At 37.9% G+C, this 21,301-nt stretch carries 21 protein-coding genes and 1 tRNA gene; 7 read left to right on the top strand and 15 right to left on the bottom strand.

Translation table 11 applies throughout. The features are described 5' to 3' along the window. Positions 1 to 74: 74 nt before the first annotated feature. Entirely contained in the window at positions 75 to 1,088 is a 1,014-nt protein-coding gene (lipA, locus tag F886_RS15375; RefSeq protein ID WP_005307143.1) for a lipoyl synthase, read from the bottom strand. Positions 1,089 to 1,284: 196 nt separating this feature from the next. On the opposite strand from lipA, the gene sthA reads away from it, so the two are divergent. Continuing rightward, positions 1,285 to 2,697, top strand: a complete 1,413-nt coding sequence (gene sthA / locus F886_RS15370; protein WP_004790990.1) for a Si-specific NAD(P)(+) transhydrogenase — start codon at positions 1,285 to 1,287, stop codon at positions 2,695 to 2,697. 243 nt (positions 2,698 to 2,940) lie between these two features. Here sthA and F886_RS15365 read toward each other — a convergent pair whose 3' ends face one another. The 4 genes from F886_RS15365 to map form a co-directional block, all read right to left on the bottom strand. Then, the gene (locus F886_RS15365) at positions 2,941 to 4,155 is read right to left on the bottom strand and encodes an MFS transporter (protein ID WP_005307136.1); all 1,215 of its coding nucleotides are present in this window, start codon (positions 4,153 to 4,155) and stop codon (positions 2,941 to 2,943) included. Positions 4,156 to 4,327: 172 nt separating this feature from the next. Continuing rightward, positions 4,328 to 5,674 (bottom strand): MFS transporter, encoded by a 1,347-nt coding sequence (locus tag F886_RS15360; protein ID WP_004790995.1) that lies wholly within the window; start codon positions 5,672 to 5,674, stop codon positions 4,328 to 4,330. A gap of 395 nt (positions 5,675 to 6,069) precedes the next feature. After that, positions 6,070 to 7,188: an OmpW/AlkL family protein gene (locus F886_RS15355; protein ID WP_005307131.1), complete on the bottom strand. Its 1,119-nt coding sequence runs from the start codon at positions 7,186 to 7,188 to the stop codon at positions 6,070 to 6,072. Between the two features lie 207 nt (positions 7,189 to 7,395). Then, on the bottom strand, positions 7,396 to 8,220 hold the full coding sequence (gene map / locus F886_RS15350; protein WP_004790999.1) for a type I methionyl aminopeptidase: 825 nt from the start codon (positions 8,218 to 8,220) through the stop codon (positions 7,396 to 7,398). A 210-nt stretch (positions 8,221 to 8,430) separates the two neighbouring features. Between map and rpsB the strand changes: the two genes are divergently transcribed. From rpsB to F886_RS15320, 6 genes are all read left to right on the top strand, one after another. Further along, positions 8,431 to 9,183 carry a 30S ribosomal protein S2 gene (rpsB, locus tag F886_RS15345; protein ID WP_002118204.1) on the top strand — a complete coding sequence of 251 codons (753 nt, stop codon included), beginning with the start codon at positions 8,431 to 8,433 and terminating at the stop codon, positions 9,181 to 9,183. A gap of 137 nt (positions 9,184 to 9,320) precedes the next feature. After that, complete coding sequence (gene tsf, locus F886_RS15340; RefSeq protein WP_004791001.1) at positions 9,321 to 10,196, top strand: translation elongation factor Ts; 876 nt, start codon at positions 9,321 to 9,323, stop codon at positions 10,194 to 10,196. Between the two features lie 65 nt (positions 10,197 to 10,261). Continuing rightward, a complete protein-coding gene (locus F886_RS15335) occupies positions 10,262 to 10,747 on the top strand; it encodes a DUF3465 domain-containing protein (protein ID WP_005307126.1) in 486 nt (161 codons plus the stop codon). 104 nt (positions 10,748 to 10,851) lie between these two features. Beyond that, on the top strand, positions 10,852 to 11,676 hold the full coding sequence (locus F886_RS15330; RefSeq protein WP_005307123.1) for a helix-turn-helix transcriptional regulator: 825 nt from the start codon (positions 10,852 to 10,854) through the stop codon (positions 11,674 to 11,676). A 93-nt stretch (positions 11,677 to 11,769) separates the two neighbouring features. After that, complete coding sequence (locus F886_RS15325; protein ID WP_005307120.1) at positions 11,770 to 12,486, top strand: AzlC family ABC transporter permease; 717 nt, start codon at positions 11,770 to 11,772, stop codon at positions 12,484 to 12,486. A 1-nt stretch (position 12,487) separates the two neighbouring features. After that, positions 12,488 to 12,805, top strand: a complete 318-nt coding sequence (locus F886_RS15320; RefSeq protein ID WP_005307117.1) for an AzlD domain-containing protein — start codon at positions 12,488 to 12,490, stop codon at positions 12,803 to 12,805. A gap of 43 nt (positions 12,806 to 12,848) precedes the next feature. Here F886_RS15320 and F886_RS15315 read toward each other — a convergent pair whose 3' ends face one another. The 10 genes from F886_RS15315 to F886_RS15265 all read right to left on the bottom strand — a co-directional run bounded on the left by F886_RS15315 (position 12,849) and on the right by F886_RS15265 (position 21,179). After that, positions 12,849 to 13,298: an Mpo1 family 2-hydroxy fatty acid dioxygenase gene (locus F886_RS15315; RefSeq protein ID WP_005307114.1), complete on the bottom strand. Its 450-nt coding sequence runs from the start codon at positions 13,296 to 13,298 to the stop codon at positions 12,849 to 12,851. Between the two features lie 571 nt (positions 13,299 to 13,869). Further along, the gene (locus tag F886_RS15305) at positions 13,870 to 14,481 is read right to left on the bottom strand and encodes a septal ring lytic transglycosylase RlpA family protein (RefSeq protein WP_004791014.1); all 612 of its coding nucleotides are present in this window, start codon (positions 14,479 to 14,481) and stop codon (positions 13,870 to 13,872) included. 289 nt (positions 14,482 to 14,770) lie between these two features. Further along, the gene (gene mltB, locus F886_RS15300) at positions 14,771 to 15,772 is read right to left on the bottom strand and encodes a lytic murein transglycosylase B (RefSeq protein WP_004791015.1); all 1,002 of its coding nucleotides are present in this window, start codon (positions 15,770 to 15,772) and stop codon (positions 14,771 to 14,773) included. 19 nt (positions 15,773 to 15,791) lie between these two features. After that, positions 15,792 to 16,934 carry a rod shape-determining protein RodA gene (rodA, locus tag F886_RS15295; protein ID WP_005307110.1) on the bottom strand — a complete coding sequence of 381 codons (1,143 nt, stop codon included), beginning with the start codon at positions 16,932 to 16,934 and terminating at the stop codon, positions 15,792 to 15,794. A 127-nt stretch (positions 16,935 to 17,061) separates the two neighbouring features. Next, entirely contained in the window at positions 17,062 to 17,712 is a 651-nt protein-coding gene (locus tag F886_RS15290; protein WP_005307108.1) for a hypothetical protein, read from the bottom strand. 24 nt (positions 17,713 to 17,736) lie between these two features. Next, entirely contained in the window at positions 17,737 to 18,549 is an 813-nt protein-coding gene (gene queF / locus F886_RS15285; protein ID WP_005307106.1) for an NADPH-dependent 7-cyano-7-deazaguanine reductase QueF, read from the bottom strand. Further along, on the bottom strand, positions 18,546 to 19,319 hold the full coding sequence (locus F886_RS15280; RefSeq protein ID WP_004791025.1) for an ABC transporter permease: 774 nt from the start codon (positions 19,317 to 19,319) through the stop codon (positions 18,546 to 18,548). The genes queF and F886_RS15280 overlap by 4 nt, the downstream gene beginning before the upstream one ends. Continuing rightward, positions 19,316 to 20,251 carry an ABC transporter ATP-binding protein gene (locus F886_RS15275; RefSeq protein ID WP_005307103.1) on the bottom strand — a complete coding sequence of 312 codons (936 nt, stop codon included), beginning with the start codon at positions 20,249 to 20,251 and terminating at the stop codon, positions 19,316 to 19,318. The genes F886_RS15280 and F886_RS15275 overlap by 4 nt, the downstream gene beginning before the upstream one ends. Positions 20,252 to 20,368: 117 nt before the next feature. After that, a tRNA-Arg gene (locus F886_RS15270) sits at positions 20,369 to 20,445 on the bottom strand. Positions 20,446 to 20,546: 101 nt separating this feature from the next. Continuing rightward, complete coding sequence (locus F886_RS15265; RefSeq protein WP_005307099.1) at positions 20,547 to 21,179, bottom strand: hypothetical protein; 633 nt, start codon at positions 21,177 to 21,179, stop codon at positions 20,547 to 20,549. Between the last annotated feature and the right edge of the window lie 122 nt (positions 21,180 to 21,301).

Here is a 21,301-nt window from a genome sequence, read left to right as displayed (position 1 = left end):
AAGAAATGTTATTGATTTTCTTATACAAATAAAAAGCCCTCTGTGTTAGAGGGCTTTTATAGAAATTTAATTTATTAAGCTTCGACAACCTGTACAGCGATTTTCTTAGCTGGATCTACTTTACGACGAACTTCTGGTACTGGTTCGCCGTGGTATTGACGATCAGCAAAGTAACTTGAACGAACCATTGGTGCAGACCAAATATTTCTAAAGCCAAGTTTACGACCATGCTCTGCATAACGTTCAAACTCTTCTGGCGTTACAAAGCGGTCAATTGGCGCGTGTTGTTTAGATGGCTGTAAATATTGACCAATCGTCACATAGTCAACATCGTGAGCACGTAAATCATCGAGTAATGCAATTACTTCTTCTTCAGTTTCACCAATACCGACCATCAAACCACATTTTGTTGGGATATCTGGGCAGTATTCTTTAAACATTTTTAATAAGGTTAAAGAATGTTGATAGTCTGAACCTGGACGCATTGCTTTATATAAGCGAGGCACAGTCTCAATGTTGTGATTAAATACGTCTGGCGGACATTCAGTCATAATGCGTAAAGCAATATCCATACGTCCACGGAAATCTGGTACTAAAATCTCAAGCAATGTCGTAGGGCTAAGCGCGCGAGCTTCTTTGATACAGTCCACAAAGTGTTGTGCACCGCCGTCAAGTAAGTCATCACGGTCAACCGAAGTAATTACCGCATATTTGAGCTTAAGATTAGCAATTGTCTCTGCCATGTGACGAGGTTCGTCAGCATCGAGCGCATTTGGACGACCATGTGCTACATCACAGAAAGGACAACGGCGTGTACAAATATCGCCCATAATCATGAATGTTGCCGTACCACCACCAAAACATTCTGGTAGGTTAGGACAAGCGGCTTCTTCACAAACGGTATGGAGTTTTTGAGCACGTAAAGTCGTTTTAATACGCTGAACTTCTTCTGGTGCCGTCATCTTGACACGAATCCAGTCAGGTTTACGCGGCACTTCAACCGTAGGTACAACTTTTACAGGAATTCTTGCGACTTTTTCTGCGCCACGAAGTTTTACACCCTGTTCAGGTTTACGGTGTTCTGACATATCTAACTTTTCCACTCGTTTATAGAGACATTGACATTGTATTATAGCGAAGTTCTTCAGTTAATAGCGGAAAATAACTATTCATATAATAAATGTGGCTATTCAGAAATATAGGGTTGAGAAATACATAAATTCACCGCATATTAGTCATAATCTATTATAAAATATGGTCATTCAAGAGAGGAAGGAGCTTTCAATGCCACGTAAAAAAGAGGTCGTTAGTGGGAATTTCGTTAAATACGATGCGGTAGTTCTCGGTTCTGGACCTGCGGGTGAAGGCGCGGCAATGAAGCTTTCAAAAGCTGGTAAGCGTGTTGCAATTGTAGATGTGCGTGATCAACTTGGTGGTAACTGTGCACACGTGGGAACGATTCCAAGTAAAGCATTACGTCAAACAGTTTCTAGTATTATTCGCTATCAGCGTGATCCAATGTTTCAAAAAGTAGGTGAATGGAAACAGTTCACCATGAAACAGGTTCTGCGTAATGCACACAAAGTGATTCAACAACAGGTTGATACACATACACGTTTTTATGACCGTAACAAGATTGGTGTCTTCCACGGTCGTGCATATATTCAAGATAAAAATACAGTTCTAGTTTTTAGCCATGAAGGTATTAAAGAGACAATTATCTGTAAGCAAATCGTGATTGCGACAGGTAGTCGTCCTTATCATCCGCAAGGTCTCGACTTTGATCATCCTCGCGTGTTTGATTCGGACAAGATTCTTGATCTTGATTATTCAATTCAAAAAATTATTATTTACGGCGCGGGCGTTATTGGCTGTGAATATGCCTCAATCTTTATTGGTCTAGATCATAAAGTTGACTTGATTAATACTCAGCAAAAACTATTAAGTTATCTAGATGATGAAATTGCTGATGCTTTGTCATATCACTTACGTGAACAAGGTGTGTTAATTCGTCACAACGAACAAATGGATCATCTTGAAACGTTTGATGACCATGTTGTTTTACACTTACAAAGTGGTAAAAAGATTAAAGCCGATGCCATTCTTTGGTGTAACGGCCGTTCAGGTAACACAGAGGGCTTAGGTCTTGAGAACGTTGGATTAGTTCCAAACAACCGCGGCCAGCTTTCAGTAAATGATCAATATCAAACTGAAGTTGAAAACATCTATGCTGCTGGTGATGTAATTGGTTGGCCATCACTTGCTTCTGCTGCTTATGACCAAGGGCGCTGTGCTGGCGCAAACATGAGTGGTGAAGATGCGAAACCAGTACGTGATATCCCAACTGGTATCTATACCATTCCTGAAATCTCATCAATTGGTAAAAATGAACAGGAATTAACGGAAGAAAAAATTCCGTATGAAGTGGGTCAAGCTTCTTTCCGTCATTTAGCTCGTGCACAAATTACTGGTGATACAGTAGGTGAGTTAAAAATTCTTTTCCACCGTGACACTATGGAAATTTTAGGTATTCATTGTTTTGGTAATAACGCTGCCGAAATTATCCACATTGGGCAAGCAGTTATGCACAGCCCAAACAATACCTTGAAATATTTTGTTGAAACGACGTTTAACTATCCAACAATGGCTGAAGCATATCGTGTAGCTGCACTTAACGGTATGAATCGCTTGTTTTGATTTTAAATAAGTTTTCAATAAAAAAGCCTGCAAATTTGCGGGCTTTTTTATTTTCATTACACCACAGGTTTTTTATATTTTTATGACAATCCAAAATATGATTTCAGCTTTTCATCATACTAGTGTGGACAAAATGCTTGGTTAAAATATTCAAATAAATCCGGTGTTTGTTTCCATAAAATTATAGAAAGCACCAAAAGCGTGACTAGGATAAAAGTCATAATTGTTTTCAAAAGTAAGGCATTATGCGTCATGAATAACAGCCTCCTCATTTACAAAGAAATGTACGATTACCCCTAATATACTCAATGCTATTGAACATAGCCAAATCGCATTGTAATTACCTGTTAAGTCATGGTTAACACCGCCAAGCCAACCGCCAAAGAAAGAACCGACTTGATGGGTGAAAAATACAATGCCGCTCAGCATTGAAAGGTATTTAACACCAAACATATTTGCCACAATACCGTTCGTGAGCGGAACTGTTGAGAGCCATAAAAGGCCCATAATAATTCCAAAAGCATATACCGTATAAATGCTTAAAGGTAATAACAAGAAGGCAATGATCGCGATGCCACGGCTGCCGTAAAGCGCCATTAATAATTTAGGTTTTGAGAAGCGATCTCCTAACCAACCAGCACCATAAGTCCCCACAATATTAAATAGTCCAACTAGGGCCAGAAACACAGTTCCTGTAGCTGCATCAAAGCCGTGGTCGTTTAAATAGCCGGGTAAATGTACACCTAAGAAAACAACTTGGAATCCACATACTAAGAAACCCAAAGCTAACCACCAAAAGGGTTTATGTTTTCTGGCAATATTCAGTACTTGTTTAAATGTGAGCTGAGGTTGTGCAATTGCTTTTGGTGTTTGATTGCTTGGTCCTTTTAACATCCATGCAAGCGGAATAATAAGAGCAATTAACAGCGCACTGACCATTAGGGCTGCTGACCATCCAACATTTTTAAGTAAAAGGAGGGTAGATGGCAGCATAATAAACTGACCGAAAGAACCTGCTGCACTTGCAATCCCCATTGCCATACTTCTTTTTTCTGGAGGGGCCGCTCGGCCTACTGCACTAAGTAAAACTGTAAAAGAGGTTGCTGATAAAGCTAAACCAATAATAAGACCTAGGCTTAAATTCAAAATGAGTACACTTGAACTAAAAGCCATTAACAGTAAGCCAAGGGCGTAAAGTAATCCGCCAACAGCAACCACAATTTTACTGCCATATTTATCTGCGATTGCGCCAGTAAAAGGTTGAACGGCACCCCAAATCAGGTTCTGCATGGCGATTGCAAGACTAAAAACATGTTGGCCCCAGCCAAACTCATGGCTCATTGGAACCAAATAAAGTCCAAAACCATGCCTAACGCCTAAAGAAAGAGCCAAAATAAGTGCACTACCAATCAGCATATAGATAAGTGGCTGGGAAAAGTTGTGAGCAGTTTTAGTCATCGTTAATGGAAAATTATAATAATGTGGTCATTTATTGTAGAAGATATATCGAGAAATATCGATATAGATAACAAGAATATTTAAGAAGAATTAAAAAGTGAGTAATGTAAATATTTTATGATAAGAAATTTGAAGAAGCAGACATCATTTTGATCTCTGCTTCTTATAAAAATTAAGCTGTTGAATTACGTTCAAGTAATGCTTGTTCAAAAAGAACTTGTTCTTTTTCTTTATGTTCAGTGGTGAAGCGAATCAAAATTACACTACAGCCTGCGACCATAACCAGACCGCCTAAAATAAACAGGCAAGTTTGAACATCGAGTAAGCCTTTAAGTAAGAAACCTGCTGCAACAGCACCAACATTGCCACCCGCACCAATAATCCCTGCAACTCCACCTAATGCAGTGCGATCGATAAAGGGTACGAGAGCGTAAGTTGCTCCACATGCCATATGCGTAAACAATGCAAAAATAGTCATGGAAATAATAGCGAGCGCAACAGCATTCATTTGCGAGAAGAGGATTAAGAATAAACCTTCACCTAAAATCATGAGCACAAGTACTTTCGTGCGGCCATCTAAACCTTTTTTGAGTGCAACTTTATCGGAAATGATACCGCCTAGCGCTCGAGCGAATAATGCTAAAAGACCAAAGATTCCGGCAGTTAGTCCAGCCGTTTTTAAATCCATTTTAAATTGATCGACATAATACATTGCTGCAACGTTATGGATAAAAATCTCAATTCCAAAACTTGCACCATATGCCAAAAATAAAATCCAGACACGATAGTTGCGAGCGGCTTGCATTAAAATGGCAGTACCACCTTTTTTACCACTTCCGACCTCAATACCTTGCGCGCGAACTTCTTTAAAGTTTCCTTGAGGGCAATCTTGAGTTAATTTCCAATAAAGAATGCCAACAATAACCATCATTACGCCAGGTACGATTAATGCCACGCGCCATCCCATGGTTTGTTCAACACCAAACATCACAATTGCACCGAGCAATAAAGGCATTAAAGCTTGTGTTGCTCCACCGCCAGCATTTCCCCAGCCAGCCGTTGCCGCATTTGCTGTTCCTACAACGTTAGGTGCAAACATGACACTTGTATGATATTGAGTAATGACGAAGCTTGCGCCAATCGCACCAATAAGTAAGCGAAAGAATAGAAAAGATTCATAACTATTGGCAGCAGCTACACCAAATACTGGAATGCTGCCAACTAATAGGAGAGTGGTGTACGTAATACGGGGGCCATATTTGTCGCAGAGTGGTCCGACAATAAGCCGAACTAAAATAGTAATAGCAACAGCAGCAATATTAATATTAGCAATTTGATCTTTTGTTAAGCCAAACTCACCTTTAATCACGGGCATTAATGGTGCACACGCAAACCATGCAAAGAAACATACAAAGAAAGCGAGCCATGTCATATGGAAGGCACGCATTGCTGGAGTTGAAAAACTGAATAATTTAATTTCAGTTGCTTTTTTTGCATCTAATTGGATATTTGAAGACATACGCCGTCCCTCTGAACTGAACGAAATTTAATTTGCATGGCAATTTATTGCCTATCTGCAGACCGATCAGAGCGGACATCGTTGGCCGTCTTTGTTTATTCATTGAATCATCATTGATTCATCATGCTCTGAATAAAGCAAAGCTTGTGCCAAAAAATGAATTTTACTAAAAAGGAAAAATTACTTTCTAATTTTATTAAGTTAGTTTGTGAATAGAAAAATAATAAAAAATAAGAGGGTATTAATAAGAATTTGAAAAGGTTTCTACAGCTGTATTTTTTATAAAAAATGCTCATTTTTTTAGCATTTTGATTTAAAAAGAAGCAATTTTTAGGCGAAATAGAGTGAAAGAAAGCTATAAAAACTTATATAAGTCTTTATAGCTTTATGCGGGGTTAGAAGCGGTAACCAACACCAACATATGAAATGAGTGGGTCAATATCAATTTTGGTATTCGCTTTAATTAGCTCTTTACCTGTATTTTGGTCAGTTACATAAATTTTTGCTTCACTATTCATTTTTGAATACGAAACTGAACCAACAGCAAACCAATTTGGGTTGAAGTCGTAAGTTGCGCCTAAAGTTACAATAGGTGCAAAAGTATCGGTCGCTTCTAGTTTCACGATAGGATTTGCTGATGATGTCTTGCGATCTAATGCTGCACCAGCTTTACCATCATGGATATTCTGGATCATGTGTCCTGCTTGAATTAAATCAGCCTCAATACCAGAATTCATTTTTAAATCATTAAAGTATGCATACATCACGCCAGCTCCGATATAAGGACGGAACTTATTTACACCTGTTTTACCAAATTGATAATGTAGTTCAACGGCTGGTAACCATGCGCGTGCGGTCGCAGCCTTGCCTCCCTGAGAAAGATCAGTAATATGAAGGTCTTGTTTTAAAGGAATATCTCCACCCGCCCCGGAAATTCCACCTCCTATGATTTCTCCAATTGAAGATCCATCTTTTAGTGGAGTCGCTTTTCCAGAAAGGGGAGCGTAAATATTACCTTTTCCATTAATATCTACTTTAGGGGGAATACCACCTTTAATTTCTAAAGATAAATTGTCCGTAAAATTGTAGTTAAACATAAGACCAACAGTATCAACATCACTAGCTTCTAAGCCAGAACCTTGTTGTTGCCATTGAGAAAGACCATTAACTTCTGCTGTACCTGCAAGTGAAGAGGGAAGAGTATCTGTAAACTTATCAAGAAGACCAATAGTGCTATACCAGAATTTTCCTGAAGTTTTGCTTTGGTCGATTGCTTCTAAAACGGCTTTTGTAGATACATCTCCAACTTTAGATTGTGTACCTTCTGCAACGCTAGTATTGATATTGACAGGGTTTCCTGAGCCTTGAGGCATTGCATGTAACCAACCAGCAGAGACTGAAAAACGTTTGAAACCATCACCATCCTTTAAACTAAAATATGGCGAAGCGGCGTTAGTGATTGTTGGCAGGGCAAAAAAGGCAGCTGTCATACAAAATAATGACTTTTTCATCATAAAAGGACTCCATGTCCGAACATTTGTTTACTGATTTTTATTGAGCCAACCATACCGCGTTTTATTAAAATAATTGTTTATTAAAAATTAATAATTGTAATTTTTTTGAAATAATTGTTTATATTTGGAAAGATTTATTAATAAAAAATACATAATAAATAATAAAAGGCTACATAAAGTAGCCTATTATTTAAGTTTTTTTAACTATCAGTTGAAGCGAGATAAGTCCTCTTCAGGGCGTGCAGTTAAAACTTCAATGCCTGTTTGAGTCACTAAAATAGTATGTTCATATTGAGCTGAAAGTTTATGGTCTTTCGTTACAACAGTCCATTTATCGCCTAATAGTTTAGTTTGCCATACGCCAGCATTTACCATAGGTTCAATCGTAAAAGTCATACCAGCTTCCAGACGCATACCTGTACCCGCTTGACCATAATGTAATACTTGAGGTTCATCATGGAATACAGTACCAATACCGTGGCCACAATATTCACGTACTACACTAAAACGCTCTGATTCGACATATTTCTGGATTGCATGGCCAATATCACCTAAATATGAACCATCTTTAACAGTTGCCATTCCACGATACATCGCTTCTTGGGCAACTTTACATAGACGGTTGGCTAAAATAGACGTCTCACCACCGACGATATACATCATGTTTGTATCGCCGTGATAACCATCTTTAATTACAGTCACATCAATATTTAAAATATCGCCGTTTTTTAACGTTTTATTTTCAGAAGGAATGCCATGGCAGACAACATGGTTAACCGAAGTACAAATAGAGTGCTGAAAAGCAGGGCGTCCAGGAGCGCCACCATAGCCGACACAGGCAGGAATAGCATGTTGTACATTTTCAATGTGATTACGGCAAATGGTATCAAGTTCAAGTGTACTTACACCCGCCTTGATATACGGCTTGATCATCTCTAGAACTTCAGCCGCCAGTCGTCCTGCAATGCGCATTTTTTCAATTTCATCTGGAGTTTTGATTAATCGACGTGGAGCTGTATAAGTACTGTTCATGATCTCTAAAAACTTTTGGTAATTTACAAGTGTCTATGGTATAAATAGCCGCCCATTTTATCAAATGCTTTTCGTGAATATCTTTTACGAACAAATTTGATAGGTGGAGTAAAAAATCCGCACATATATCGTCACATTACTCTGGGTGCCTGTAAAAGGGTGGAGAATGCGGATATATGGAGGCCTAACCCAACTTTTAAGGTAAAGAAAATGGCAGATTACAACGTAAGCATGCGTGACCTTCTTCAAGCAGGCGCGCACTTTGGTCACCAAACTCGTTTCTGGAACCCAAAAATGCGTCAATACATTTTTGGCGCGCGTAACAAAATTCACATCATCAACCTTGAGCACACTGTTCCTGCGTTAAATGATGCTTTGAACTTCGCTAACCAATTAGCAAGCAAAAAGAACAAAGTTTTGTTCGTTGGTACAAAACGTGCTGCTTCTAACATCATCCGTGAACAAGCTCAACGCGCTGGTCAACCATATGTAGATCACCGTTGGTTAGGTGGTATGTTGACGAACTGGAAAACACTTCGCCAATCTATCAACCGTTTAAAAGATCTTCAAACTCAATCTCAAGACGGTACTTTTGCTAAGCTTACTAAACGTGAAGCTTTAGAACGTGCTCGTGAGATGGAAAAACTTGAGCGTTCTTTAGGCGGCGTTAAAAACATGGGTGGTTTACCTGACGCATTATTTGTAATCGACGTTGATCACGAAGCGATTGCAATCAAAGAAGCGAAGAACTTAGGTATTCCTGTTATCGGTATCGTTGATACAAACTCTAACCCAGACAACGTTGATTACGTTATTCCGGGTAACGACGATGCGATCCGTGCAGTAACTCTATATGCTTCAGCTATGGCTGACGCAATTCTTGCTGGTAAAGAATACGCTCAATCTCAAGCGAACGCTCAAGCAAAAGGCGATGACGCTGCGAAAGACGCTTCTGAGGCTTAATGCGTTTTGACGCAGGCTTGTCATTTTTGCGACATGTAATGGTGGCAAATTAAGCGTCGAGAGTGCAAACGGCCCAGAGTTTCTTTGGGCCGTTTTTGTTGAAAAGATTTATTTTCTACCGATTTTAGGAGATCAACATGACTGCAATTACTGCAAGCATGGTAAAAGAATTACGTGACCGTACTGGTCTTGCAATGATGGAATGCAAAAAAGCATTAACAGAAGCGAACGGTGACATCGAGCTTGCTATTGATAACCTTCGTAAATCTGGTCAAGCTAAAGCTGCTAAAAAAGCTGGTAACATTGCTGCTGACGGTGCAATCACAATCGTTCAAGAAGGCAACAAAGCAATTCTAGTTGAAGTTAACTGTCAAACTGACTTCGTTGCTAAAGACGAAAACTTCTCTAACTTCTCTAAAGCTGTTGCTACTGCTGCTTTAGCTGCTGGTGAAACTGATGCTGCTAAAATCGCTGAATTAAAATTAGCAGACGGTCAAACAGTTGAAGAAGCTCGTATTGCGCTTGTTCAAAAAATCGGTGAAAACATCCAAGTTCGTCGTGCGAAAATCGTTGAAGGCGAAAACTTGGCTATCTACAAACACGGTTTAAAAATCGGTGTTGTAGTTTCTTATACTGGTGATGCGGATACTGGTAAAGGTATTGCAATGCACGTTGCTGCATTCAACCCAGTAGCTGTAAATGCTGAAGCTGTTCCTGCTGACCTTATCGCTAAAGAAAAAGAAATTGCTGAAGCGAAAGCGTTAGAATCTGGTAAGCCAGCTAACATCGTTGAGAAAATGGTAACTGGTTCAGTTGATAAATACTTGAACGAAGTTGCTCTTGATCGTCAAATGTACGTAATCGACAACGACAAAAAAGTTGCTGATGTATTAAAAGCAACTGGTACTACTGTTGCTAACTTCGTACGTTTCGAAGTTGGTGAAGGTATTGAGAAAAAAGCAGAAATGAGCTTCGCTGAAGAAGTTGCTGCTGCTCAAGCTGCTGCGAAGTAATTCGTATCACAATAAAAAAAGCCCCATTGGGGCTTTTTTTATCTCAGTTAAATTAAGGGTAGACAATGACAAATAAAAAAAATCTCAGTATTGGTGGTGTCATCATTTTATTGATTGCTGCATATTTTGGTCTGGATTTATCTGGGCATAAGCAAAATCAATCGCCATCATCAGTTATACCCGAAGCTCAGCATACTGAAACTACACTTTCAAATGCTGGGGTTGATACAATAAAAGCTGCTTATGAGCAGAGACAAAGTAATGTTCAAGTGCAGGGAAGTGGCCGAGTAAAAGCAATTTTAAGAGATGATAATGATGGGTCGAGACACCAGAAATTTATTCTTGTACTAAAAAATGGCCTTTCAATTTTAGTCGCACATAATATTGATTTAGCACCTAAAATTCCTAATTTGAAAAAAGGTGATGTCGTAGAGTTTTACGGTGAATATGAATATAACCCAAAAGGTGGTGTATTGCACTGGACTCATCGTGATCCACAAAATCGTCATGAAAGCGGTTGGCTCAAACATGATGGGCAAATCTACCAATAAAGCCGAATAAACAAATAAAGAGATTGTTTTTATAGAGCAATTTTATTCTATTCAGTTTCTTAAAACATGCTATGGTTTTTTTATTGAATAGATGAGACGTATTTATGCAGCGGGAGCAAGCCGATTATCTGCATGTGCGAGAGCTGGGCGGTTTAGAGTTACTAAAAGCACATTATCACCAAACACAATTTTCGAAGCATACTCATGAAGGGTACTGTATTGGTGTGATTGAAGAGGGAGCACAGTCTTTTTTTAGGACGGGCCAGCTGCATGTAGCTCCTAAAGGCGACATTATTTTAGTAAACGCTGACGAAATTCATACCGGCTCATCTGCGGTAGAGTCAGGTTGGCGATATCGAGCAATTTATCCTACACCTGAAATGTTGGCAGAAGTCAGTCACGATTTTTTTGAAAATTCACGTGGCGCGCCATGGTTTCCTCAAGCTGTCATTCGTGACTTGGGTTTGGCTCAACAACTATGTTTACTCTTTGATTTATTAGAACAAAAAGATAATTTTTTACTTAAAGAAACGATGTATTTATCGACTTTAGCCTGTTTAATGAAGCGACATAGTAAATCAAATCATACTTTTTGTGAGTTGCCTGAAGCATATTCAAAAATATTAAGAGTTAAAGAATTACTGGTAGAAATGCCTGAAACAAACTTTTCTTTGCAAGATCTGGCTGACATGGTAGGTCTAAGTGCATGGCATTTCTTAAGACAATTTAAAAAATATGTGGGCTTGCCACCTCATGCTTGGCTTGTTCAAGCACGCTTACAAAAAGCAAGACAATTATTAAAACAGGGTGACCAAATTGCGATGGTGGCACAGCAATGTGGTTTTTCTGATCAAAGCCATTTTAATCGTCACTTTAAAAAAGCAATGGGAGTGACACCTACTCAATATGTAGCTAGCCTAAATAACTAGATTATTAAAAATTTATTTACAGCAATTTTATTCAATATAAATCAACTCTCATTACGCATTTTGTAGAGAGATCTTTTATCTTGGATTTTATATATGAATATTCAGCTTCATGAGTTGGTGAGGTTTCCAAAAAATAAGCCACCCTATCTTTTTTTACGTGGTGCAATGGATATTTTGCCCTTGTCAATTTCTGTTATTCCGTGGGCAATTTTGGCAGGCTCTATGGCAATTCATGCAGGTTTATCTTTTTATAAAGCCCTTGCGATGTCGGGAATTGTTTTTGCTGGAGCAGCTCAATTAGTTAGTTTAAGCATGGTAATGGAAGGGGCATCTACTTTTACAATTTATGTGACGATTTTCTTTTTAACGGCTCAGCATTTTATTTATGCATTAACTTTAAGAAATGACATTTCTGCTTTGTCTCTTTCGAAACGGTTAAGTTTGGGTTTTTTATTAACGGATGAATTATTTGCGGTATGTGCATCCGGTGAAAAAAGACAGCCAGAATATCTGTTGGGTGCAGGCCTGTCTTTTTATTTATTCTGGGTAATTTTTAGCTTGGTTGGAATACTTTTAGCAAGAGTGATTCCAGATTTATTAAATTATCATTTAGATTTTTCAATTGTGGCTATTTTTATTGCCATGATCGTGCCGCTATGTAAGGGGGTGCCTGTAGTTACTGGTGTGCTAATGACTTGTTTAAGCGGATTTTTCTTTAAATTTTATCAAGTGGAAGGAGCGATTTTACTTTCAGGGTTAATCGGGATGTTGGTTGCTGTGTTAACTGAAAAAATAAGTAAGGAGCAATAATATGTCTTGGTTTATGATTTTAGGTTTGGCAGCAATCGTCTTTTTTAATCGTTATTATTTTTTGGAACCCACTGTTAAAATTAAATTGCCGCTTATTATGAATAAGATGCTTAATTATTCTGCACCTTGTTTATTAACAGCAATTTGTATTCCAGTTGTTTTTTTTGATGGCGATAATTTAAAAGGAATTATTGATAATCCTTATATTTATGCAGCAATCTTTTGTATTGTGATTGCCTTTTATCTGAAGAAAGTGCTTTTAAGTGTTATCGCTAGTTTGGTTTTTTTCTATTTTATAAATTTTCTAATAAATTACTAAAATGTAAAAGCTGAATTGAGCTGATCCAGCTTTAATTCAATAATTAGGATATAGCGTGTTTTTGTCTACTTTTCCATTTAGGTAAGATTTTTCCTAGATAAGCATCCATGCACCAGACGGGGCCAATGAGTAAAAATTGTAAATCTTTAAAGAACGATGGCTTTTTGCCCTCAATTTTATGACCATAGAACTGTCCGATCCAAGCAATCACAAAAATAGCAATATAAAATCCTACTCCTACAGGTAGGGTGTAAATGAGCCATGCCATAACAACAAGTAAAGCTGCCATTGCAACAGCAAGTACAAGATCTAAACGAGCATAAAATACTAAAGAGAGTACAAGTAGTAGAGCAGTGAGCAAGGTGCTGAAATGGGCAATGATTCCAATAATAGAGAATAAAATGGCAGGAACGCAGAGCCAGTGAATTTGTTTATTGGTTGGGTTTTGATGGCTTTCGCTATATTCGTCAAACCATTCTGTAAGGGATTTCATTAATGGCACACTCCTTGTTTTAACTTTGATTTATTTTTTCTGGATATATTTTAGCCTGTTCTGGAGGAGTTCGACAAGAAACCAACACTATTCAACTATAGCAACTTGGCAGTAAAAACTGAGGAAGGGGTAGAAGAAAAAATAATGTGGCGATGATTGAAAAAAGAGTCCATTTGAACTCAAAAAAGAATGCAATATTTCATAATATTTTTTCTGTGTTGCTCAATGATGAAAACATCAAAAAAAGTGTAATTTTGAGATGGGTGGGAAAATTGTGTGAAAAAGCTCTACTCATCTACTCTAAAAACGCCATAAATAGCCCTGATTTTAGAAAAATGGTACTAGGGTAGCGCAAATTTATTAAAGTCGCTCTAAGCGCAATTTAGAAGCGAAATAGACTTTGATAAAATAAATGCAATTTTTTGTTTAAAAAACATTCAAAACTGGGGTTGGAGAAGGGTTAAAAAAGATAATTTTTTTACCTTAAGCTGGGAATTATTTTCATAGTTGAAAAAATAAAAAAGCCGCAGAAAAAATTGCGGCTTTTTACATGAGCTCTAGAGTCTATAACTTATGAAGTTGGACCATCAACGCGCTCAATATTAACTTTTGCAGTTCCAGCATTGGTAATACCAAGACGCTTAGCTGCACCGTAAGAGAGGTCAAGTACACGATTGCCATGGAAAGGACCACGGTCATTTACTTTTACAACCACACTTTTACCATTGTCTTTATTCGTTACTCGGATGTAACAGTTCAACGGTAGGCTACGGTGAGCAGCAGTAAGGGCATTCATATCGAATGTGTCACCACTTGCTGTTTTGCGTCCATGGAATTGACGACCATACCATGAAGCCATGCCAGTTTGGCTAAACTTACGAACAGTGTTTGAAGCTACTGTGTTAAGTTTTTCAATCACTGAAGGCTCATCTTCAGGGATTTCAATTTTTGCTGCGATAGCTTGACGACGGATTTGATCGCCAGAACGTTCAGTGATTGAAAGACTGTTAATGTTAGAAAAACGAGAATTAAAATTTTGAGTATCTTTACTCAATACACGAGCTGCTAAATTAGAACCATCTACATCACTATTTAATGATGAAGATTGCACCATTTCAGCGTGCAATGGGGCTATGCTTAAACTAGCCGTCAGTGCAAGAACGTATTTCAGCGATAACTGCATTTGTATAAACTCCTGAGAACATGTACTTTTTTCTTTCAGCGATTGACTGAAATTTAAAGTGAACATGTCTTATTATTCACTTTTGCAATTGCTACATTGGGGTGGATAATATTCATCGCTTACGGAGAGTGTCTAGTCTTTAACGAGAAATAGTTACAAAAAGGGCAAAAACTTACAGTTATGGGTTAAAAAATGATCAAAAGTGTAACAAGATATTAAATTTGTGCGTATTGTGATCTATTTAACAAAAATATTTATTGACTTTTACATAACTTATAAAAAAGCTAGCCTATCGGCTAGCCACTTCAGTGCCTAATAACCATACAGCAGTAGCATACATACGGCTCTTATTATAGGTCGTAATTACTTGAAAATTTGGATAAGTCAAATAGTAAATTGGACCATTATAGTCTTGTAATTGAATAACATTCACCATATCCAGATCATCAATTTTAACTAAAGGATTTAAAGGTGAAACCCCGAGTGTCTTTAATGCACCATATGGAAAAGGTTGAGTTAAATCTTTAGCAATAACACTGTCTGGATTTGACCCTGTGTAACGTGCCATAAACCCGATAGGTTGATCGCGTTGCCATCCTTGTTTTGCTAAGTAGTTTGCGATTGAACCGATTGCATCTTCTGCAGAGTTTCTTAAATCGATGTGTCCATTACCATCATAATCGACCCCATATTTACTAATATTACTCGGCATAAATTGTGGATAGCCAATTGCACCTGCATAGGAACCTACAATACTACTTGTTGGGTAACCTTCTTTATAGGTCCATGCAATAAGAGCAGCAAGTTCATCACCAAAATATTCAGCACGGCGAGGGTAGCCAAAAGCAAGTGTGGCTAATGCATCACGTGTAATAAATGAACCTTTATTTGCGCCATAACCTGTCTCAACACCCAAGATACCCAAAATAACAGCTTGAGATACACCATATTGTTGTTCAGCACGGTTTAAAGCATCTGCATATTGGTTTTTAAAACGGACACCACGTTGAATTGTCCCTTCAACCAAAAACATAGAGCGATAGTCATACCAAGGTTTGCTTTCACCTGGACGAGTCATAATATTTAGAATGTTTGGTAAATTTTTTGCACCATTCATAGCTGCATCAACTTGATCGCCACTTAACCCATAAGCGCTCATCGTTTTTTGTTTAAAATTTACATAATCAGGATGTGTTGCAAAATCGTTGGCCTGAGCGAAGTGACTTGTACTGATTAAACCAGTACATAAAGCAAGCATTTTTAAAGTTTTATTTAAGTGTTGAGACAACATATCGTTTTAAAATTCCAGATTATCGATGTGTATGAATGGACATGACTAAACCAAAGGTGGCCATTAAAGTAATAATAGCTGTTCCACCATAACTCATAAAAGGTAAGGGAACACCTACTACAGGTAAAATACCACTGACCATTCCCGCATTTACAAATACATAAACAAAAAAAGACAAACCAAAGGCGCCAGCAACTAAACGTCCATAGTTATGGAAGCTTTGTAAACCGATTTGGAATGTTCTAAAAATAATAGCAAAATAAAGAATCACTAAAATAAGTACACCGATGAGCCCAAACTCTTCGGAGTACGCAGCAATAATAAAGTCGGTATGACCTTCAGGTAAAAAGTGCAAATGTGATTGGGTACCTTCAAGAAATCCTTTACCTGAAAAACCACCAGAACCAATTGCAGTTTTAGATTGAATAATATTCCAACCTGTACCGAGCGCATCTGCCTCTGGATCAAGTAAAGTTAAAACCCTTTGACGTTGATAGTCGTGTAAAAGAAATTCCCAAGCAATCGGAATGACCACCGCAGCACAGGCTCCTGCAGCACCGATCATACGCCACGATAGTCCACTTAAAAATAAAACAAATATACCGCTTGCTAATACTAAAAGTGATGTCCCTAAGTCAGGTTGTTCTGCAATCAGTAAAAAAGGAATACCAATTAACATTAATGATAAAACAACTTGTGAAAAACTAGGGGGAAGTGGTTTACGTGCTAAAAACCAGGCAATCATCATGGGCATGCCGATTTTCATGAATTCACTGGGTTGGACACTTCCGAAACCGGGAATATCAATCCAGCGCTGAGCACCCATTCGGACTTCACCAAATATCATGACTGCCAAAAGTGAAAATAAGCCAAATAAATAAAAATAGGGTGAAAAAGCTTGATAGACCTTTGGCGGAATTTGGGCTAGACCAAACATCACTAAAAAGCCAATACCAAAACTCATGGCTTGTTTACTCACTAACCCCACATCTTGTGCAGAAGCACTATATAGTACGGTTAAACCTAATAGCGCATTTAAGAGCAGAAATAGGCATAGCCAAGGGTCAACATGGAGTTGTTGCCACTTTGAAGGTTGCATAGCAGTGCTAAGACCATCTCGAGGAGCTTGGCGTAAAAATTTATATTGCGGACTAGGAGACATGCGGCGTTAACTAAGGTCAATCAGTGCTTGGCGCATGCTAACATAAACTTGGTTAATGGCAATGTATATCAATATTTTGCAATAAAAAAACCTAGCTTTCGCTAGGTTTCCGATAGTCTATTTTTCATTAGTTAAAGAATAAACCATCATGATATTCAGCCATCGCTTTTAGTTCAGTACGATTTAAGCTTGGAATCAATTTGTCGATTGCAATGTGAACAGCTTTTGTTACAGCTGCTGCACCAATATCGGCTGCTTTACGCTTAATCATGCCAAGGTCTAATGTTTTATTAAAATCAGACATGAAGTGTTTAATCATGGCATCGCCGAATTGTTTATATAACTCGGCTAAAGCAGCTTTATTAATGTCATTGCCTGCTTCAAGTTCAGTAAAGTTATGCTTAAGGTTAGTTACTAAACCTGCATCTAAATTTACGCCTACTTTATATTGGCCTTGTGGGTCTTTAAATAAGCTTTTTTCAGAAAACTCTACTGATTGTTTAACAACATCATTTGGTGCTTTGCTTAACAATTGCTTTAAAAGAACAGCAACAGTTGATTTGACATAGCCTGCTAGTTTTTCGGCAGTATCGCGCTTTTCACTTGCTGGAAAATGTTGAACTAACTGAATTAAGACATTATCGATAATCTCTTCATTAAGTTGTAAAGCAATCTTATCGCGAAGTGGATATAAAGGTTCGCTAGAATTTTTATTCGCAATTCCAGTTTGTATATCGTTCAATAAGCCTTCAGAAGGGGTAAAACCAAAAAACGGCATGGGTGTATCCTCAAATTATTCGTTTTATTGTCGTGCCAATCGAATCGGTTTTGGCATCCATGAAAGATCCGATACTCGGCAAGGGTTAATATCAAGTCCGCCGCGACGAGTATAAGTTGCATAAACCATCAGTTTTTCAGGCTCTAGATTTTGCCAAATATCGGCAAAGATCTGTTCAACACACTGTTCGTGAAAGCCGTTATGCTGACGGTACGAGATAATATAAGCTAAAACACTACGATAACAAGGTTTTTTGCCTTTAAAACGAATAAAAACTGTACCCCAATCCGGCTGTCCCGTGACTGGGCAGTTACTTCTCAAAAGATGAGAATACAGCTCAATTTCAACTTCTTCACCAGACTCATCTCGTTTTAAAAGAGTCGCATCAGGATGTTGTTCTAAACGTTCTGGCGCAAGGTCATCAATACAAATGCCTTGAGGTTTAGAAATCTCTAAATCATCAACCTGAAATAAGGCTAATTCAACTTTTGCACCCGCAGCATCTGAGAGATCTTTTTCAACCGTTTCAATGAATGACTCTTTCGAATCAAATTGAGTGAAATTAAGACTATTGAAGTAAAGTTTTAATGACTTTGACTCAATCAAATTCGGTGAAGAAGCGGGCAGTGTAATTCTGCCAATCGCAACTTGTGGAATACCATGAGCGTTTAACCATGAGATTTCAAAAACATGCCACCAATCTTTACCTTGAGTAATGCCTTCAATATGTGAATAGCTTTCACGAGACTGAGCACGGGCAATTGGAAATAAAACATCAGGTTGATAATTAGTTGGATATTGGGTTTCTTTACCCAATAAAGACTGTTCGACACTCATTCACGCATTCCTGAACCACGAGCAAGTAAATAGTAAGCAATTCCGTAAAGTACAACACAGCATGATGTCACAATGATTAAAGAGAATGAAACATTCACATCACTATGACCTAAAATGCCGAAACGGAAAGCATTAACCATATAAACAATAGGGTTAATTAAAGAAAGTTTTTGCCAAAAAGGACCAAGTGCACTAATGGCATAAAACACACCACCTAAATAAGTTAAGGGTGTAAGAACAAAGGTGGGAATAATAGAAATATCATCAAATGATTTTGCATAGACTGCATTAATAAAACCACCTAATGAGAAAAGAACCGATGTAATTAAGACTGTATATATAGTTACGAACCAGTTGTGTATGAAAAGGTCAGTAAAGAACATGCTCATTGCAGTCACAATTGCACCTACTAATACACCACGGCAAATACCGCCAATTACATAGCCCCATAAAATGATATGGAGTGGCACGGGACTCATAATGAGTTCTTCAATACTTTTTTGGAATTTCACACTAAAGAAACTTGAAGAAACGTTGGCATAACTATTGGTAATGACCGCCATCATAATTAAACCGGGCACAATAAATTGCATATAGCTCACGCCACCCATTTGTCCAATGCGTGAACCTACCAAATTACCGAAAATCACAAAGTACAAACTCATTGTAATTGCAGGTGGTAATAAGGTTTGTGGCCAAATGCGTAGAAAACGGCGTACTTCTTTACGAACTATGGTCCAGAGAGCAATTTGCAGTTGGCTAAAATTCATTTTGCCTCTCCTTCAAGATTTTTCTCGACCATTTTGACAAATAACTCTTCTAAACGGTTCGATTTATTACGCATACTACGAACACGAATACCTTGAGATTCTAATAGCTGGAATAGGTCATTTAATGTATGCGCTCTATCCATCGTTACTTCTAATGTATTGCTATCGATTAAGTTAAACTTTACACCAATAATATTTAACTGAAGCGGCCCAATTGGTTCTGCTAAATCGAAGATAAATGATTCTTCATTGAGCTGATTAAGGAAGTTCTTCATGCTGGTATCTTCTTTAATTACACCGCGGTCAATAATCGCAATTTGACGACACAACATTTCTGCTTCTTCTAAATAGTGGGTCGTTAAAATAATAGAAGTACCGCTTTCGTTCATTTCAGTCAGAAAATCCCACATAGAACGGCGTAATTCAATATCTACACCAGCAGTAGGTTCATCTAGAATAAGAAGCTTAGGCTCATGCATCATGGCACGGGCAATCATCAGACGACGCTTCATACCACCAGACAGCATACGTGCTTGTATATTACGTTTTTCCCACAGGCCAAGCTTTTCTAAATAATGTTCAGCACGTTTTTCAGCAATCTTTTTGTGGATGCCATAATAGCCAGCTTGAGTGACTAAAATATCGAATGTTTTTTCAAACTGTCCAAAGTTAAATTCTTGAGGAACGACGCCAAGCTGCTGTTTTGCCAGAGATGGATGGGTATCGAGATTGTGCCCAAAAATCTCAACTGTTCCTGAGGTTTTTTTCGTGAGGGAGCTGATAATACCAATGGTTGTTGATTTGCCGGCACCATTTGGGCCTAACAACGCATAAAATTCACCTTCAGGCACAGTGAGGTTAATACCTTTTAACGCCTGAAAACCATTACGATATGTTTTGGACAAATCTCTTAAAACCAAAGCATCAGTCATGAAATTCTCACATTATGAAAGAGGGGTATATTTTGAGCGATAATGATTAATAAACCAAGTAAAATAGTCGGAATTTTATAAAATTGAGATAAATTTATGAAGTTATTATATAAAAGCTGGTGCGCCCGGCGGGGATCGAACCCACGACCCCAGGTTTCGGAAACCTGTACTCTATCCAACTGAGCTACGAGCGCATGCGTGGGGCACATCATAGGAAAAAAACACTGGCAGGTAAAGCACGAAATACGTGCCAAGTGACTTTAATGCTTAATTAAACAGCAAGTTGTTCAATATTTTATATACTTTCTTGAAGAAGCTGAATTGAATAGTTAATTGTACGTAAAGCACTTGCAAGTTCCTGAGGGGGAATGCGTGATTCTTGTAAATTTGTAATCCAGTGTATCTGATATAATTTAAGTTCTTGTATTGTAGTCGTTTTCTCTATTCTTTGAACAAGTGGTTTAGTCATTAGTCCGCAATAACTGCTAAGCGTTTTCATCATTAATAGTTGTATTTCTTCGAAAGAAAGAGCCTTAGAAGATATTACTGGTTGAAAATATGTAGTACTGGACTGATCTAAAGTTTTTTGCTCGGAAAGCTGGATTTCTCCAACAAGATTCGGGGAATGTGCTATGGAGCTACCAATAGATTCTTTTTGATTTTCTTCTACTTTATTTATTTGTGAGGTTTTTAAAATAATTTCTTCATCAGTTAATGTTTCTGTAGAGGCAGCTGGGGCAATAAGTTCTAAGTCGACAAGTTGTTGAATCAATTCCGGAGAAGCAATGCGTTTTTTAAATTCACCATTTAAGTTTTGAAAATCCTCATGGTCTATCAAGAGTAATAAACGCCTTTGTTTTGCATTTAAAACAATATTGCGTTGTTGAAGTGCAACTCTTCCTAAATTGGTTCTATAAAAACCAGCCATTATGTTTCCCCAATATATACATAAATCAGACTGTTCAATTTTCTGAGTTGAACAGTGCTGTTTTTAATAAAATATAAATGGGGTTAACCATAAAACTCAAAAATGACAATATGATGAAGAAT

This window comes from Acinetobacter sp. NIPH 542 (assembly GCF_000369825.1).
In the GTDB taxonomy this organism is placed as follows: Bacteria; Pseudomonadota; Gammaproteobacteria; order Pseudomonadales; family Moraxellaceae; genus Acinetobacter; species Acinetobacter oleivorans.
The sequence above is the reverse complement of the archived record's forward strand: the minus strand, read 5'-3'. Positions and strand labels throughout refer to the sequence as shown.